Source organism: Leifsonia sp. Root227, assembly GCF_001428745.1.
Lineage (GTDB): Bacteria > Actinomycetota > Actinomycetes > Actinomycetales > Microbacteriaceae > Leifsonia.
Map to the genome: position 1 here is coordinate 354,447 of NZ_LMIO01000003.1, position 16,303 is coordinate 370,749.

Sequence of the window (16,303 nt, forward strand, 5' to 3'; positions counted from 1 at the left end):
GGCCCGCGCAGGCGTCAGCCGAACGGGATGGCGCCGAGCACCACCCCGACGGTGAGCATCACCAGCGAAACCAGGAGCGCCCGCCAGAGCACCTTCTTGTGGTGGTCGCCGAGGTTCACGTTCGCCAGTGACACCAGCAGCAGGATGGCGGGGACGAGCGGGCTCTGCAGGTGGACGGGCTGGCCGACGATCGACGCCCGCGCCATCTCCACGGGGCTGATGCCGTAGTTGGCGGCCGTCTCCGAGAGGATCGGGAGGATGCCGAAGTAGAAGGCGTCGTTCGACATGAAGAACGTCATCGGGATGGACAGCAGTCCGGTGATCACCGCGAGAAACGGTCCCATCGACGCCGGGACGATCTGAACCACCCAGTTGGCCATCGCGGTGACCATGCCGGTGCCGTTGAGCACGCCGACGAGGACGCCGGCCGCGAGCACCATCGACACGACGCCGACGATGCTGGGCGCGTGCGCGACGATCTCGTCCGCCTGGCTGCGCAGCTTCGGGAAGTTGATCACGAGGGCGAGCGCCGTTCCGACCATGAAGATGTACGCGAGGGGCAGCACGTCGAGCACGAGCAGCACCATCACGGTGACGGTGAGCGCGAGGTTGACCCAGACCAGCTTCGGCCGCAGCGACGGGCGGTTCGGGTCGAGCATGGTGTCGGCCATCGCCGTGTCGCCGTTGTCCGGCCGTGCACCGGAGACGGTCACGATTCCCGTGGTGTCCACCGCGCCGCGGGCGCCTGGCGCCGCCTGCGAGCCGCGCACCAGTCGTCCGCCCTGGAACAGCGAGAATCGTGTGGATGCGCTGCCGGAGCTGGCCGTTCCGGCACCAGCACCGGCGCCGGCCGCGACGGGCTCGCGCAGCATCGGGGTGGCGAGTGCCAGCGTGCCGAGGCGGCGGCGCTCGCCGACTCCGAGCATCCACACCAGGGCGAACGCCACGACCAGGCCGACCCCGAGCGACGGCAGCATGGGCACGAAGATGTCGGTCGGCGAGACGTTCAGCGCGGAGGCCGCTCGTGCGGTCGGTCCGCCCCACGGCACGATGTTGAGGGTGCCGTTGACCAGCCCGGCGACGCAGGTGAGGACGACCGGGCTCATCCCGAGCCGGAGGTAGATCGGCAGCATGGCCGACGTGGTGATGATGAACGTGGTCGAGCCGTCGCCGTCGAGGGAGACGGCGCCGGCGAGCACCGCCGTGCCGAGTACGACCTTCGCGGGGTCGTCCCCGAGGAACCGCACGATGAACCGGATGAGCGGGTCGAACAGGCCGACATTGATCATGATGCCGAAGAACATGATCGCGAACATCAGCAGAGCGGCGGTCGGGGCGAGGCCGCCGATCGCCTTCATGATCATGTCGCCGAGCCCGAGCCCTGCCCCGGCGAACAGGCCGAAGATGGTCGGCACCAGGATGAGGGCGACCATCGGCGTCAGCCGTTTGGTCATGATGAGTGCCATGAAGGTGAGGATCATGGCGAATCCGAGGATGACGAGCACGCCGACTCCTTTGTCGTAGTGGATGGAGCTGTCGAGCGGATGCGACGCTGACACGCTACGAGGGGATGCGGCGCGCGGCCGGGTATCGCGCGTTCCCGCACGATCTGCGCATTCTCCGGCTTCTGCGCATTCTGCTCATTCGGCGTCTTGCGGTGCGGACGCCTAGCCTGGACGGGACACGAAGGAGTTTCGGGATGCGGTTCGCCAGCCATGTGCTGCTCCTCCAGCTGGCGACCGTCTCCGCGGTCGTGGCGGTGAGCGCCGGTGTGTTCGCCGTGCTCGGCGTGCAGCAGTTGCAGCGGGAGGCGGAGTCGTCCGCGCTGGCCATCGCCCGCACGGTCGCGGAGGACGTGGAGGTGCGCGACTCCGTGGCCGAGTTCAGCGAGGACCCCGGCACGCCGACCAACGCCGCCGTCGCCGCCGGCCCGTTGCAGCCGCTCGCCGAAGCGGTGCGGACCCGCACAGGCGCGCTGTTCGTCGTGATCACGGACGACCACGGCATCCGGCTCGCGCACCCGGACGAGAGCCGCCTGGGCGAGCGGGTGAGCACGAGCTTCGAGGACGCCGTGGCCGGGCGGGAGACGGTGGCCTGGGAGACGGGGACCTTGGGGGAGTCGGCACGCGCGAAGGTGCCCGTCTACGCGCCAGGCGTCGGCAGCCGCGTGCCGGTCGGGGAGGTGAGCGTCGGCTTTGCCGCCGCGAGCGTGTTCACCGAGCTTCCCTCGCTGCTCGGCGGGATCGGGGTGACGGCCGTGGTCGCGCTCGCGATCGGGGTGGTCGCGTCCGTGCTCATCCGGCGCAGGCTCACCCGGTTGACCATCGGACTGCAGCCGGAGGAGCTGAGTGCGCTCGTGCAGGACCAGGCCGCCGTGCTCGACGGGGTCGGAGAGGGCGTGCTCGCCATCACCCCGGCCGGCGAGGTGAGCGTCTGCAACGAGCGGGCGGCGCGGATGCTGGGGCTGGCGCATCCGATCGGTTCACCGGTACGCGAACTCGGACTGCCCGCGCCGCTCGCGCTGTCACTGGAGTCGGCGACGGGAGACACCGCCGTGCAGGACGTCGTCGTCACGGGCGGCCGCGTGGTCTACGTCGACGTGCGCAGGGTCGAGCGCGGCGGACGCGACCTCGGCACGGTCGCCGTGCTGCGCGACAGGACGGACCTGGACGCGCTGGCCAGACGGCTCGACGCCGTCGCGACCATGACCAACGCGCTGCGGGCGCAGCGGCACGAGTTCGCGAACCGCGTGCACGTCGTCGCCGGGCTGATCGACGCCGACAGGGTGCAGGATGCGCGCGGCTATCTCGCGGACGTGGTCGCCCGCGGTCCGCTCAAGTTCCCAGTGGAGCACGCGGACCGCATCCAGGAGCCGTACCTGCAGGCGCTGCTCGGGGCCAAGGGCATCGAGGCGGCGGAGCGCGGCGTGCTGCTGACGCTGGGGGCGGAGACGCTGGTCACCGGCGCCGTCGCAGAGCCGGAGGACGTGGCGACCGTGCTCGGCAACCTGGTCGACAACGCGATCAGTGCCGCGGTCGACGGGGACGAGCCCCGCTGGGTGGAGGTGGAGCTGCTGGACGACGGCGAGGACCTGTTCCTGACGGTCGGAGACTCCGGCAGGGGCGTCGCCAACCCTGCCGTGCTGTTCGAACGCGGAGACGACAGGCAGCCGGCGCCGGCCGACGCCGTCCACGGGCACGGGTTCGGACTCCCGCTCTGCCGTGACATCGCCAGGCGGCGAGGAGGAGACGTGTGGCTGGTGGACGCGGGAGGGGCGGCGGGGTCGGGCGGTGGCGCGGTGCTGTGCGCGCGGCTGCCAGGCACGATGCGGGCGGAGTCAGCGCATCCACCGATCGAAAGGGGTCGCCCGTGAGCGACGACATCCGCGTTCTCGTCGTCGACGACGACTTCCACGTCGCAGGCCTGCACCGCGACGTGGTGGCCGCCCGGCCCGGCTTCACGGCGCTGGATGCGGTGCACACCGCCCGCGCGGCGCGCGCCGTCGTGCGCGACCAGAGGCCCGACCTCGTGCTGGTCGACGTCTACCTGCCGGACGGCGACGGCCTCGCGCTGCTCGCCGAGCTCGACACGGACGCGTTCGTGATCAGCGCGGCGACGGACGGGGCGACCATCCGCCGCGCGCTGCGATCCGGGGCGCTGACCTACCTCATCAAACCGTTCGACGCCCGGCTGCTCGGCGACAGGCTGGACGCGTACCTGCGCTACCGCAACGTGCTGCGCGACGACAGAGGAGCCGACCAGGAAGCGGTCGAGCGCGCACTGCGCATCCTGCACTCCGGCGACACGACCGCCGCCTCGTCGTCGCGGTCGGCGACAGAGCAGCTCGTGCTCGCCCAGCTCGACGGCGGCGAGGTGACGGCGGCGGACGTCGCCGCCGTCACGGGAGTCTCGCGGGCGACGGCGCAGCGCTACCTCGCGGCGCTCGCCGCCCGGGGCCTCGTCGAGGTCGCCCTGCGCTACGGCACCACCGGCCGCCCTGAGCACCGCTACCGCCGCGCCTGAGCGCCGCGACGCGGCTGCGTCACTCCCAGGTCATGAAGGGGCGGAGCTCCAGCTGGCCGTTGCGCGCCATCGGGTGACGGGACGCGATCTCGATCGCCTCGTCCAGGTTCTCGCACTCCAGGATGTCGAAGCCGCAGATCCACTCCTTGGTCTCCGCGAACGGGCCGTCCGTGACGTGGCGCTTGCCGTCGCGCACGCGCACGATCGTCGACTTCGCCGGCGGCTCGAGGACCTCGCCGATGATGCGCTTGCCGCTGGCGTCGAGCTCGTCGACCCAGAGGTTCACATCCGATTCATCCGACTCGGTGTCGCGGTTGGAGTCGGTGACAACGAACATCATGTACTTCATCGTTCATCCTTTCGATTGCGAACGCTTCACCCCCACGTCGAACGAGGACGCACGCCATCGACATTCTGCAGCGGAAACAAATCTCCGGCCAGACAATCCATCGGCCAGGGGCCCCGGTTTCAGCGCGTCGGCGCCTGTCCGGTGGATGCGCGGACGACGAGCCGCGTCGGAAGGACTGTGGCCGCGGCGGGCTCCGGGCGGGACTCGATCTCCGCGATGAGCAGCTCGACCGCGCGGTGGCCCGTCGCCTCGAACTCCTGGTGAACCGTGGTCAGCGGCGGCCAGAACGAGTCGGACTCCGCCATGTCGTCGAAGCCCACCACGCTGATGTCCTCCGGCACGCGGCGGCCGTTCTCGTGCAGGGCGCGCAGCACGCCGAGCGCCATCTGGTCGTTCGCGGCGAACACGGCCGTGATCTCCGGATGCGCGGCGATCGTCTTGCCGTGCTCGTATCCGGCTGCGGTCGACCAGTCGCCGAGCATCGGCTCAGGCACCGGTCTGCCCGCCTCCTCCAGCACAGAGCGCCAGGACTGTGCTCGCCGGGTGGCGGAGTACGAGTCGGCAGGGCCGGAGATGTGCCACACGGTCTCGTGGCCGAGGGCGAGCAGATGCTCGGTGGCGAGCCTGGCGCCCTGGGCCTGATCGGTGTCGACCTGCGGGTAGTCGGCGCGCGCCGTCGAGTCGATGACGACGACGGACAGGCCGGGAGGCAGTTCGACGTCCGCCCTGTCGACGATGTGCGCCTCGATGACGATGATGATGCCGTCGACCGCCTGCTCGAGCAGCCGGGAGAACGCGACGGACACATCCTGCTGGGTGGGGTGCTCGACGGGGACGAGGTTGATCGAGTATCCGGCGCGTGCGGCGGAGACGGCGATGGCGTCGAGCGTGCGCATGTTTCCGTACGACGACAGTGTGAACATGACGACGCCGATGCTGCGGAAGTGGCCGGAGCGCAGCGCGCGGGCTGCCCGGTTGGGCCGGTAGCCGAGTGCCTGCATCGAGTGCAGCACGCGGTCTCTGGTGGCCGGCTCGACGTTGGTGAGGCCGTTGGCGACGCGGGAGACGGTCTGCGTGGAGACCCCGGCGTGCCCGGCGACATCGGCGAGCGACGGCCCGCGTCTGGCGCGGCTGCGCGCGGTGTTCTGCTCGGTCATCGCGCTGCCCTTTCCCGGAACGTCTGTGCGGATCTCTGGGTCAACTCTGGCAGATCCGAAAGAAGGACTTGCGCCATGTTGACGTCAACATGTTAGTGTAGCCCCGCTGATGTTGACGTAAACATCGCTGCAACGACAAGGAAGGTCCCTGTGACAACGACGTCCGCACCCCGTAGCGCCGCCCTGAGCGCGCCACGCCGACGCCACCGTCGCGACTGGCGCGGCTGGGCGTTCGTGGCGCCGTTCATGGTCGTGTTCGCGGCGATGATCATCGCCCCCGTCCTCTACGCGATCTACCTCAGCCTGTTCCGCGAGCAGCTCGTCGGCGGCACCGTGTTCGCCGGACTCGAGAACTACATCGCCGTCTTCACCGATGCGAAGTTCTGGGAGTCCCTCGGCCGCGTCACCGCCTTCCTCGTGGTGCAGGTGCCGATCATGCTCGTGCTCTCGCTCACCGCGGCGCTCGCCCTCGACAGCGCCCGGCTGCACGGAGCAGGGTTCTTCCGCATCGCGATCTTCCTGCCGTATGCGGTTCCCGGCGTCGTCGCCGCCCTGATCTGGGGCTTCATCTATGGCGACCAGTTCGGCCTCACGGCAAGCATCAACGATCTGCTCGGCACCAGCTTCGCCCCGCTCAACGGCTCCTGGATCCTCGGCTCCATCGGCAACATCGTCACCTGGGAGTTCATGGGCTACAACATGCTCATCTTCTACGCGGCGCTCAAGGTCATCCCCGGCGAGCTGTACGAGGCGGCCGAGATCGACGGGGCTGGTGCGTTCCGCACCGTGTTCAGCATCAAGATCCCCGCCGTGCGCGGCGCCATCGTGATCGCGACGATCTTCTCGATCATCGGCAGCTTCCAGTTGTTCAACGAGCCCAACCTGCTGAAGCCCCTCGCACCGAACGCGATCTCCAGCTACTTCACCCCGAACATGTACGCATACAACCTCTCGTTCGCCGGTCAGCAATTCAACTACGCGGCCACCGTCGCGATCGTCATGGGCGTCCTCACCGCGGTGATCGCCTACGTCGTGCAGTTGCGCGGCTCGAGGAAGGAGAACGCCTGATGGCCGTCATCGCCCCCGAGCGCAAGGTCCGCACCCCGGCGCGTCGCGCATCCGGTGCCTCCCGCCGCCCTGTCAGAGCCGGCTCCGGCCGCCGCAACCCTCGCCAGCGCCGGTCGATCGTGCTCACGATCGTCATGGTGATCTTCACGATCTACTCGATCGTTCCGCTGGTCTGGCTGATCGTGAACGCCACCAAGACGCAGCCGGAGCTGTTCTCCTCGTTCGGCCTCTGGTTCGGCAACGGATTCTCGCTGTTCCAGAACATCGCGGACACCCTCAGCTATCGCAACGGGATCTTCCTGCAGTGGTTCGGCAACACGCTGCTCTACGTGGTGGTCGGGGCGGGAGGCGCGACGCTGCTCGCGACGGTCGCGGGCTACGGTCTCGCGAAGTACACGTTCCCCGGAAAGCGCGCGGTCTTCGCGATCGTCCTCGGCGCCATTGCCGTGCCTGGCACAGCGCTCGCTGTCCCGACCTTCCTGATGTTCAGCCAGGTGGGCCTGACCAACACGCCCTGGGCGGTCATCCTGCCGTCGCTGGTGAGCCCGTTCGGCCTCTATCTGGTCTGGACGTACGCGTCCGAGGCGATCCCGACCGAGTTGCTCGAAGCCGCCAGGATGGACGGCGCAGGCGAGTTCCGCACCTTCTTCACGATCTCGCTGCGGCTGCTCGCCCCCGGCATCGTCACGGTGCTGCTGTTCGCCATCGTCGCCACCTGGAACAACTACTTCCTGCCGCTGATCATGCTGAGCGACCCGCAGTGGTATCCGCTCACGGTCGGTCTCGGCCAGTGGAGCGCCCAGGCCATCGGCGTCGGAGCGCAGCCGATCTACAACCTCGTCATCACGGGCTCGCTGCTCACCATCGTGCCCATCGTCATCGCCTTCCTCTTCCTGCAGCGGTTCTGGCAGTCGGGGTTGAGCGCCGGAAGCGTCAAGCAGTGACGGGAGACCGCTGCTTGCACCCGCACCACCCCTCCCACGGGCGTCCTGCCCAGCACACACCCTCATCCCGATGAAGTGAATGAAGTGAAAGGAACACCATGAAGCGCATCTCGCGTTCGTCGGTGCTTCGACGCGTCGCGACGGCCATCGCCGTCAGTGCCGTGCTCGGCGCGTCGCTCGCCGCCTGCTCAGGAGGCACCGCAGCATCCGGAGGCAGCTCCTCCGACATCGAGTCCGCCCTGAAGGCGGGTGGCACGATCACGTACTGGTCGTGGACGCCGTCCGCGGAGGCTCAGGTCGCCGCGTTCGAGAAGCAGTACCCGAAGGTGAAGGTCAAGCTGGTCAACGCCGGCACCAACACCACCGAGTACACCAAGCTGCAGAACGCCATCAAGGCCGGTTCCGGCGCGCCGGACGTCGCCCAGGTCGAGTACTACGCCATCCCGCAGTTCGCCCTCGGCAAGGCGCTCGTCGACCTCAAGCAGTACGGCTTCGACAAGCTCAAGAGCGACTACACGCCGGGCCCGTGGGGCTCTGTCAACGTCGGCGGCCAGCTCGTCGGCCTGCCGCAGGACTCCGGCCCCATGGCGATGTTCTACAACAAGACGGTCTTCGACAAGTACGGCATCGCCGTGCCGAAGACCTGGGACGAGTACGTGGATGCGGCCACCAAGCTGCACGCGGCCGACCCGAACGCATACATCACCAGCGACTCCGGCGACTCCGGCTTCACCACCAGCATGATCTGGCAGGCGGGCGGACGCCCGTTCCAGGTCGACGGCACGAAGGTGTCGATCAACCTGCAGGACGACGGCACCAAGAAGTGGACCAGCACCTGGAACAAGCTGGTCGAGAACAAGCTGCTCTCCGCGGTTCCCGGCTGGAGCGACGACTGGTTCAAGGCGCTCGGCAACGGCTCCATCGCCACCCTCGTGACCGGCGCGTGGATGCCCGGCGTGCTCGAGTCGTCCGTGAAGGACGGCGCAGGCCAGTGGCGCGTCGCCCCGATCCCGACCTACGACGGCACTCCCACCAACGCCGAGAACGGAGGAGGCGGCCAGGTCGTGCTCAAGCAGAGCAAGAACCCTGCGCTCGCAGCAGGCTTCCTCAAGTGGCTGAACAACAGCGACGCGTCGATCAAGGTCTTCCTGCAGTCTGGCGGCTTCCCGTCGACCACGAAGGACCTCGAAGCGAGCGACTTCCTCTCCTCTGCCCCCGACTACTTCGGCGGCCAGAAGATCAACGAGGTGCTCGTCGACGGCGCGAAGAACGTCTCGACCGGGTTCCAGTACCTGCCGTTCCAGGTGTACGCGAACAGCATCTACGGCGACACGGTCGGCCAGGCGTACTCCAACAACAGCGACCTGAACGCCGGCCTGCAGGCCTGGCAGAAGTCGCTGGTCGACTACGGCGACCAGCAGGGCTTCACCGTCACGGCGAAGTAGAAGGACGCAACACCGCACGACCAGTGGATGCGGCCGGTCGCCACGCGCGACCGGCCGCAGCCACGACACAGCAGGGACACGGACACGATGGAGACGACAGCACCGATGACAACGGGGACAGCAGACACCGGCATTCTGGATGCGAAGGCCGGGAGCGCGGTCGGGAGCGCGGTCGAGAGCGCCGAATCGTCGCACGGGCGGCCCGGCCGGTTCGAGATCGGCGAGCACGACTTCCTGCTCGACGGTCAGCCGTTCCAGGTGATCTCGGGCGCTCTGCACTACTTCCGCGTGCATCCGGGGCAGTGGGCCGACCGCATCCACAAGGCCAGGCTGATGGGGCTCAACACCATCGAGACGTACGTGCCGTGGAACCTGCACGAGCCCGTCGATGGCAGGTGGACGGCGGAGGGCGGCCTCGACCTCGGCGCCTTCCTCGACGCCGTCGCCGCCGAGGGGATGCGCGCGATCGTCCGCCCTGGACCGTACATCTGCGCCGAGTGGGTCAACGGCGGCCTGCCTGCCTGGCTCACCGCAGAGCCAGGCGTCGGCATCCGGCGCAGTGAACCGCGCTACCTCGCAGCCGTCAGCCGCTACCTGCGCGAGGTGTACGCCATCGTCGCCCCGCGCCAGCTCGACAACGGCGGGCCCGTCGTGCTCGTGCAGATCGAGAACGAGTACGGCGCGTACGGCGACGATAAGGACTACCTGCGGGCGCTCGTCGACGTGACCCGCGCATCCGGGATCGTCGTGCCGCTGACCACGGTCGACCAGCCGCAACCTTCGATGCTCGAGAACGGTTCCCTGCCGGAGCTGCACCGCACGGCGTCGTTCGGGTCGCGCGCCGTCGAGCGCCTTGCCACGCTGCGGGAGCACCAGCCGACGGGGCCGCTGATGTGCTCCGAGTTCTGGAACGGCTGGTTCGACCACTGGGGCGAATACCACCACATCACGTCGCCGGCGGATTCCGCGGCGGAACTGGATGCAGTGCTCGCGGCAGGCGCGTCGGTGAACCTCTACATGGTCCACGGCGGAACCAACTTCGGCTTCACGAACGGCGCCAATCACAAGGGCCACTACACGCCCATCGTGACGAGCTACGACTACGACGCCCCGCTCGACGAGGCAGGCAACCCGACGGCCAAGTACTGGGCGTTCAGGGAGACGATCGCCCGGCACGCGCCGGTGCCGGATGAGGTGCCCGCCGCTGCCGGTGCCGCTCCTGTCGTGTCCGGTGAGCTCGACGCTGTTGTCCCGCTGCACGCCGTCGACGCGATCGTCGCGGCGCCTGTGCGCTCCGAGCAGCCGCCGACGATGGATGTGCTCGGTCACTACGGGCCGTTCGCGGTCTACCGCGCGTCCATCGACGCGGCAGCCGGTGCCGTGCTGACGGTCGGGGAGGTGCGCGACCGCGCGTGGGTGACCATCGATGGCGTTGCGGTCGGCAAGCTGGCCCGTGAGAACAAGGAGCGCGCGCTCGTGCTGCCAGGCGGCGGTGAGCTGAGCATCCTGATCGAGAACCAGGGCCGTGTCGACTACGGCACGCGCATCGGAGAGGCGAAGGGGCTGATCGGGCCGGTCGCGGTGGACGGGCGCGAGGTGACGGGCTGGACGGTCGAGACGGTCGACGTGTCGTCGCTCTCGGCGATCGACGCTGTCGAGCGTGCGCTGGCGGCCGTGCGCGGCGACGGGGTCGAGGCGCTCGCCGGCCCGGTATTCGCTTCCGGCGCCTTCGACATCGACGAACCCGCCGACCTGTTCCTCGACACCAGCACCTGGGGCAAGGGCGCCGTCTGGATCAACGGCTTCTGCCTCGGCCGCTACTGGTCGCGCGGCCCCCAGTACACCCTCTATGTCCCTGCGCCGATCCTCACGGCTGGCAGCAACCGCATCCTGGTCCTCGAGCTCGAGGTCGCCACCGACTCCGCCGTGCGCTTCGTCGCGCAGCCGTCGCTCGGCCCGCTCGACCTCTAACCGAACGCGGAGGCCTGGCCGCCGCCGCCGATGACAGGACGGCGGCCAGGGGTCTGGGACGGCCCCGTCGAGGGCCGCGGGCGCGCCTAGAGGCCGCGGGCGAGACGGTAGTACGCGGCGTTCCAGCGGAGCGCGTCGGTGAAGGCGCGCAGCGTGGTCTGCTCGTCGATCACGAGAAGCTCCGTCTCCGCCATCTGCGCGAAGTCCTCGAACGCCTGCAGGCCGACCGCCGTCGACATCACCGTGTGGTGGGCGGCGCCCGCCTCCAGCCACGCCGTCGCCGACGTGGTGAAGTCCGGAGCAGGCCTCCACACGGCCCGGCCGACGGGCAGGTGCGGTAGCGGCGCGGTCGGCTCGACCACCTCGACGACGTTCGCCACCAGCCGGAACCGGTCGCGCATGTCCGAGAGCGCCACCACGACCGCGGGTCCAGGGTCGGCGGTGAAGACCAGCCGCACGGGGTCGTCCTTGCCGCCGATGCCCAGGGGATGCACCTCCAGCGTCGGCCGCGACGAGCTGAGCGCCGGGCTCACCTCCAGCATGTGCGCGCCGAGGATGCGCTCGTCGCCCGGCGTGAGGTCGTAGGTGTAGTCCTCCATCAGGGAGGCGCCACCCGGCAGGCCGGCGCCCATCACGTTCGCGGCGCGCACTAGGATCGCGGTCTTCCAGTCGCCCTCCGCGCCGAAGCCATAGCCCTCCGCCATGAGCCGCTGCACCGCGAGCCCTGGGAGCTGCTTCAACGCGCCCAGGTCTTCGAAGCTCGTCGTGAACGCGCCGAAGCCGCCCGTCTCGAGGAACGACCTCAGCCCGAGCTCGATGGCGGCGCCGTCGCGCAGCGATGCGTGCCTGTCGCCGCCGCGACGGAGCTCTGGCGCGACGTCGTACAGGTCCTCGTACTCGGCGACCAGCGCATCCACGTCGGCGTCGGCCGCGGCGGCGACCGCCTCGGCGAGCTCGTTGACGCCCCAGGTGTTCACCTGCACGCCGAACCGCAGCTCCGCCTCCGTCTTGTCGCCCTCTGTGACGGCGACGTAGCGCATGTTGTCTCCGAACCTGGCGAGCTTCAGCGAACGGGTGGCCGCCCAGCCTGCTGCGGCGCGCATCCAGGTGCCGATGCGCTTCGTGACGGCCGGGCTCGATACGTGACCGACCACGGTCGTGCGCGCCACGCCGAGCCGCGACTGGATGTACCCGAACTCGCGGTCGCCGTGCGCCGCCTGGTTGAGGTTCATGAAGTCGAAGTCGATTTCGCCCCACGGCAGTTCGACGTTCGCCTGGGTGTGGAAGTGCAGCAGCGGCGTCCGCAGCGCGTCGAGCCCGGCGATCCACATCTTCGCGGGGCTGAAGGTGTGCATCCACGCGATGAGGCCGATGACGGCGTCGTCGGCGTTCGCCTCCAGCGCGATGCGGCGGATGGCGTCCGCGTCGGTGAGCACGGGCTTCCACACCACGCGGACGGGCACAGCGGTGGACGCGGCGAGCTGGTCGGCGATGGCGCGCGACTGCTCGGCGACCTGAGCGAGCGTCTCCGGCCCGTAGAGGTGCTGGCTGCCAGTGAGGAACCAGACCTCGTAGTGGTCGAGGGTGGTGGCGAGCTGGGTGCTGGGCATCAGGAGAGAGATCCTTCCGGGTTCTGTCCGTAGACGTTCTGGTAGCGGTGGTAGAGCGCGTCGATGCCGGCGGCGGGGATGGGGACGAGCTCGCCGCCCTGCCGGGCGATGTGGACGGTGCGGGCGACGTCCTCGGTCATGACGGCCGCCTTGACGGCGTCGCGCGCATCCCTGCCGATGGTGAACACGCCGTGGTTCTGCATCAGGACGGCGCGCGAGCGGTGCCCTCTCAGCGTGGAGACGATCCCGCGGCCGATCGAGTCGTCGCCGATGATCGCGAACGGCCCGACCGGGATGTCGCCGCCGAACTCGTCGGCCATCGCAGTGATGACGCAGGGGATCGGCTCCGCCCGCGCCGCCCACGCGGTGGCGTATGTCGAGTGGGTGTGGACGACTCCGCCGACCTCCGGCAGGTGGCGGTAGACGTACGCGTGGGCGGCGGTGTCGCTGGAGGGTGACCGGTCACATCCGACGGAATCCGGCACCACCTCGCCGTCGAGCGTGCAGAGGATCATGTTCTCCGGCGCCAGATCGTCGTAGTCGACGCCGCTCGGCTTGATGACGAACAGCTCGGCGCCGGGGACGCGGGCGGAGATGTTGCCGCCGGTCCAGACGACCAGGCCGTTGCGGGTCAGCTCGGCGTGCAGCGCGGCGACCTGCTCGCGGACGGCGCGGATGGCCGGGGTGTCTGCGGTGTGCTGGCCGGGGGAGTCGGTCACGCTGCTGGTCCTTCCAGGGGGAGGGCGCCGACGGCGGCCCGCTCGATGGCGAGGCCGGCGTGGAAGCGGTCGAGGTAGGCGGCGAAGCCGGCGACGTCGTCCGGGTGCGGACGGACGGTGTCGAAGGTGAAGGTGCGGAAGACGCGCGTGCGCAGGTAGGTGTCGAGGTCGCCGGGGGAGGACGCGGTCGGTTCCGCGCCCGTCGTGCCTGTTGCGGCGCCGGTGTATGCCGCCAGCACGGCGATCCCCCACGCGCCGCCCTCGGAGGCCGTCTCGGAGACCGAGACCGGCGCATCCAGGGCCGCCGCCAGGAACCGCTGGGCGACCCCCTCGGTGCGGAACATGCCACCGTGGGCGAACATCCTGTCGAGTGCGACACCCTCCTCCGCGAGCACCCGCATCCCGAGTGCGAGCGTGCCGAACACGCCGTAGAGCTGAGCGCGCATGAAGTTGCCGAGGGTGAGGCGGCCATCCGGTGTGCGGACGACGAGCGGGCGACCCTCGGCGAGCCCGGCGATGGGCTCTCCGGCGAGCGTGTTGTACGCGAGCACTCCACCGGCGTCGCTGTCGCCGTCGAGCGCCTCCCGGAACAGGATGTCGTAGACGGCGTCGGCGTCGAGGGCCGTGCCTGCTGCTGCGGTGCCTGCGGCTGCGGCCCCTGCTGCTGCGGCGGAGAACCGGGCGAAGAGGCTCGCCCACGCCGCCAGCTCGCTCGCGCCGTTGTTGCAGTGCACCATCGCGACCTGATCGCCGGCCGGGGTGGCGACCAGGTCGAGCTCGCGGTGGAGTCCGGCGATGGGGTTCTCCAGCACGACCATCGCGAAGATGCTGGTGCCGGCGCTGACGTTGCCTGTGCGCGGGGCGACGGAGCCGGTGGCGACCATTCCGGTGCCTGCGTCGCCCTCCGGCGGGGCGAACACTGCCCCTGGCTGCAGGGCGCCCGTCGGATCGAGGAAGGATGCGCCCTCGGCGGTGAGCTCGCCGGCGCGCTCGCCGGCGACGAGCACCTCCGGCAGCAGCTCGGCGACGCTCCCGACAGGGAGGCGTGCGGCGGCCACCGTGTCGTAGCGGGCGACGAGGTCGGAGTCGTAGCTCTTCGTGGCGGGGTCGATGGGGAACATCCCGGATGCGTCGCCGACGCCGAGCACGTGGCGCCCGGTGAGCTGGCGGTGCACGTACCCGGCGAGCGTGCTCAGCGCATCCAGTCGCGGCAGGTGCGGCTCGCCGTCGAGGACGGCCTGGTGCAGGTGCGCGATCGACCAGCGCAAAGGGATGTTCTCACCGAACAGCTCGGTCAGCTCGGCGGCGGCCCGGCCGGTGGAGGTGTTGCGCCAGGTGCGGAACGGGGCGATGGCCGTGCCGTCGGCGTCGAGCGCGAGGTAGCCGTGCATCATGGCGGAGACACCGATGGTGCCGTACGTCGTGGGCCGCACGCCGTGGCGGCGCTCGGCGTCGGAGACGAGGTCGGCGTACGCGGCCTGCAGGCCGGTGCGGACGGCGTCGAGCGAGTACGTCCACGTGCGGTCGACGAACTCGTTCTCCCAGGCGTGCGAGCCGACGGCGAGCACCAGGGACGGGTCGTCGGCGTCCACCAGGCAGGCCTTGATGCGCGTCGAGCCCAGCTCGATCCCGAGCGCGGTCCGCCCGCTCGCGATGGCAGCATCCCCGGGAACCGCTGCCGTCTCGTCGTCCGTCATCCGTCTCCCTCACCCCAGTGTGACCGGTCACATCGCCGCGCCCAGTATCGCCCGCCCCGTCCCCCGTTGTCAATCCGCCCCCCGCCCGGTCCAGCCCGGCCCCGCCCGCGAAGCCATCGAGCCGGGAGTTGTGCACGCGACACGCCGGTGTCGTCCGTGCATAACTCCCGGCTCGACTATGCGGGGACGGTGGTGGAGGAGCGGGGGATGAGGGTGGGGGCGATCGGGGCCAGGGCGGTGGCGGCCGGGGTGGGCGGCGCGCCGTCGATCTCGGCGAGGAGGCGGGCGACGCAGCGGCGGCCGAGCTCGGCGAAGTCCTGGCGCACGGTCGTCAGCGGCGGTGCGAAGTACGCCGCCTCCGGGATGTCGTCGAAGCCGACGACGCTCACGTCCTCCGGAACCCTGCGGCCGGCCGAGCGCAGCGCGTGCAGCAGCCCGAGCGCCATCTGGTCGTTTGATGAGAACACGGCGGTCACGTCCCGCTCGGCTGCCCCGGCCAGCAGGGCGGCGCCGATCCTCGCTCCGGATGCGCTGGTCCAGTCGCCCGGCTCGGTCACGATCCCCTCCAGCCCGGCGGCCGCCAGCTCGGCGGTGAAGCCGCGCTGTCTCGCCGCGGCCTCGGCCCACTCCGGCGGGCCGGCGAGGTGCGCGATCCGCCGGTGGCCGAGGTCGAGCAGGTGCCGCACCGCGAGCCGCGCGCCGGCGACCTGGTCGACGAACACTCCGTCCCCTCCCGGGTCTTGCGAGCCGTGCAGCGTGACGAACGGGACGCCGACGGCCGCCGAGCGGAGCGCATCCACCACGGGACGCTCCGGTGCGACGACCACGATCCCGTCCACGGCCTGCGCCGCCAGGTGGTCGAGCGCCGCGTCGACCTCCTCCGCCGAGGTGTCTGCGACGTGCGCGATCGTCACGAAGTATCCCGCGGCGCGGGCGGCGTTCTCGACGGCATCGATGCTGCTCGCCGGGCCGAACAGGGTGGAGGCGGACGACGCCAGGATGCCAATCGTGGTCGATCGTGCCGTGCTGAGCATCCTCGCTGCCCGGTTGGGACGGAACCGCAGCTCTTCCATGGCGGCGAGCACCCGCATCCTGGTCTCGTCGCGGATGCTGGGATGCTCGTTCATCACGCGCGACACGGTCTGCCGCGACACCCCGGCGACCCTGGCGACGTCGCGGACGCCCGGTGCCCTGTTGCTGCCGTTGGTCTCCACGGTGACCAGCGTATGCGGTCGTCCGGCCGCCCTCGCCTCTGCTGTTCGTCCCAGGCGTTCCAAAGGGTGGTTAGTGTAGCCTTACCTTAGTCACGACGACCGATCT

The 16,303-nt window shown here is 70.0% G+C and carries 13 protein-coding genes; 6 read left to right on the top strand and 7 right to left on the bottom strand.

What is annotated here, in order from left to right; all coding sequences use genetic code 11:
* Nucleotides 1–14: 14 nt before the first annotated feature.
* Entirely contained in the window at nt 15–1,481 is a 1,467-nt protein-coding gene (locus tag ASE16_RS11775) for an SLC13 family permease (protein ID WP_082581470.1), read from the bottom strand.
* A 218-nt stretch (nt 1,482–1,699) separates the two neighbouring features.
* Between ASE16_RS11775 and ASE16_RS11780 the strand changes: the two genes are divergently transcribed.
* Nucleotides 1,700–3,373: a sensor histidine kinase gene (locus ASE16_RS11780; RefSeq protein ID WP_200949629.1), complete on the top strand. Its 1,674-nt coding sequence runs from the start codon at nt 1,700–1,702 to the stop codon at nt 3,371–3,373.
* Nucleotides 3,370–4,023 (top strand): response regulator, encoded by a 654-nt coding sequence (locus tag ASE16_RS11785; protein WP_055895131.1) that lies wholly within the window; start codon nt 3,370–3,372, stop codon nt 4,021–4,023. The genes ASE16_RS11780 and ASE16_RS11785 overlap by 4 nt, the downstream gene beginning before the upstream one ends.
* A 19-nt stretch (nt 4,024–4,042) precedes the next feature.
* Here ASE16_RS11785 and ASE16_RS11790 read toward each other — a convergent pair whose 3' ends face one another.
* Together ASE16_RS11790 and ASE16_RS11795 are read right to left on the bottom strand one after the other, a co-directional pair.
* The gene (locus ASE16_RS11790; RefSeq protein ID WP_055895133.1) at nt 4,043–4,372 is read right to left on the bottom strand and encodes a YciI family protein; all 330 of its coding nucleotides are present in this window, start codon (nt 4,370–4,372) and stop codon (nt 4,043–4,045) included.
* A gap of 119 nt (nt 4,373–4,491) precedes the next feature.
* Complete coding sequence (locus ASE16_RS11795) at nt 4,492–5,529, bottom strand: LacI family DNA-binding transcriptional regulator (protein ID WP_055895136.1); 1,038 nt, start codon at nt 5,527–5,529, stop codon at nt 4,492–4,494.
* Nucleotides 5,530–5,679: 150 nt separating this feature from the next.
* Between ASE16_RS11795 and ASE16_RS11800 the strand changes: the two genes are divergently transcribed.
* From ASE16_RS11800 to ASE16_RS11815, 4 genes are all read left to right on the top strand, one after another.
* The gene (locus ASE16_RS11800) at nt 5,680–6,597 is read left to right on the top strand and encodes a carbohydrate ABC transporter permease (protein WP_055895138.1); all 918 of its coding nucleotides are present in this window, start codon (nt 5,680–5,682) and stop codon (nt 6,595–6,597) included.
* Nucleotides 6,597–7,541 carry a carbohydrate ABC transporter permease gene (locus ASE16_RS11805; protein ID WP_055895140.1) on the top strand — a complete coding sequence of 315 codons (945 nt, stop codon included), beginning with the start codon at nt 6,597–6,599 and terminating at the stop codon, nt 7,539–7,541. The genes ASE16_RS11800 and ASE16_RS11805 overlap by 1 nt, the downstream gene beginning before the upstream one ends.
* 98 nt (nt 7,542–7,639) lie before the next feature.
* Nucleotides 7,640–8,986: an ABC transporter substrate-binding protein gene (locus tag ASE16_RS11810; RefSeq protein ID WP_055895141.1), complete on the top strand. Its 1,347-nt coding sequence runs from the start codon at nt 7,640–7,642 to the stop codon at nt 8,984–8,986.
* Between the two features lie 105 nt (nt 8,987–9,091).
* Nucleotides 9,092–10,957, top strand: a complete 1,866-nt coding sequence (locus ASE16_RS11815; RefSeq protein ID WP_082581403.1) for a glycoside hydrolase family 35 protein — start codon at nt 9,092–9,094, stop codon at nt 10,955–10,957.
* Between the two features lie 86 nt (nt 10,958–11,043).
* Here the strand turns inward: ASE16_RS11815 and araA are convergent, their stop codons facing one another.
* The 4 genes from araA to ASE16_RS11835 all read right to left on the bottom strand — a co-directional run bounded on the left by araA (nt 11,044) and on the right by ASE16_RS11835 (nt 16,197).
* A complete protein-coding gene (gene araA / locus ASE16_RS11820; protein WP_055895144.1) occupies nt 11,044–12,567 on the bottom strand; it encodes an L-arabinose isomerase in 1,524 nt (507 codons plus the stop codon).
* Nucleotides 12,567–13,286, bottom strand: coding sequence for an L-ribulose-5-phosphate 4-epimerase (locus ASE16_RS11825; RefSeq protein ID WP_055895146.1), 720 nt, complete (start codon nt 13,284–13,286; stop codon nt 12,567–12,569). The genes araA and ASE16_RS11825 overlap by 1 nt, the downstream gene beginning before the upstream one ends.
* Nucleotides 13,283–14,983 (bottom strand): xylulokinase, encoded by a 1,701-nt coding sequence (locus tag ASE16_RS11830; RefSeq protein WP_055895148.1) that lies wholly within the window; start codon nt 14,981–14,983, stop codon nt 13,283–13,285. The genes ASE16_RS11825 and ASE16_RS11830 overlap by 4 nt, the downstream gene beginning before the upstream one ends.
* A gap of 176 nt (nt 14,984–15,159) precedes the next feature.
* Nucleotides 15,160–16,197 carry a LacI family DNA-binding transcriptional regulator gene (locus ASE16_RS11835; RefSeq protein ID WP_414843032.1) on the bottom strand — a complete coding sequence of 346 codons (1,038 nt, stop codon included), beginning with the start codon at nt 16,195–16,197 and terminating at the stop codon, nt 15,160–15,162.
* Nucleotides 16,198–16,303: the final 106 nt, after the last annotated feature.

Bases quoted from the DNA above. Each gene is read 5' to 3' on its own strand.
- ASE16_RS11795 (WP_055895136.1), bottom strand. From the start codon at position 5,529: ATGACCGAGCAGAACACCGCGCGCAGCCGCGCCAGACGCGGGCCGTCG.
- ASE16_RS11830 (WP_055895148.1), bottom strand. From the start codon at position 14,983: ATGACGGACGACGAGACGGCAGCGGTTCCCGGGGATGCTGCCATCGCG.
- ASE16_RS11815 (WP_082581403.1), top strand. From the start codon at position 9,092: ATGACAACGGGGACAGCAGACACCGGCATTCTGGATGCGAAGGCCGGG.
- ASE16_RS11810 (WP_055895141.1), top strand. From the start codon at position 7,640: ATGAAGCGCATCTCGCGTTCGTCGGTGCTTCGACGCGTCGCGACGGCC.
- ASE16_RS11780 (WP_200949629.1), top strand. From the start codon at position 1,700: ATGCGGTTCGCCAGCCATGTGCTGCTCCTCCAGCTGGCGACCGTCTCC.
- ASE16_RS11790 (WP_055895133.1), bottom strand. From the start codon at position 4,372: ATGAAGTACATGATGTTCGTTGTCACCGACTCCAACCGCGACACCGAG.
- ASE16_RS11805 (WP_055895140.1), top strand. From the start codon at position 6,597: ATGGCCGTCATCGCCCCCGAGCGCAAGGTCCGCACCCCGGCGCGTCGC.
- ASE16_RS11775 (WP_082581470.1), bottom strand. From the start codon at position 1,481: ATGATCCTCACCTTCATGGCACTCATCATGACCAAACGGCTGACGCCG.
- araA (WP_055895144.1), bottom strand. From the start codon at position 12,567: ATGCCCAGCACCCAGCTCGCCACCACCCTCGACCACTACGAGGTCTGG.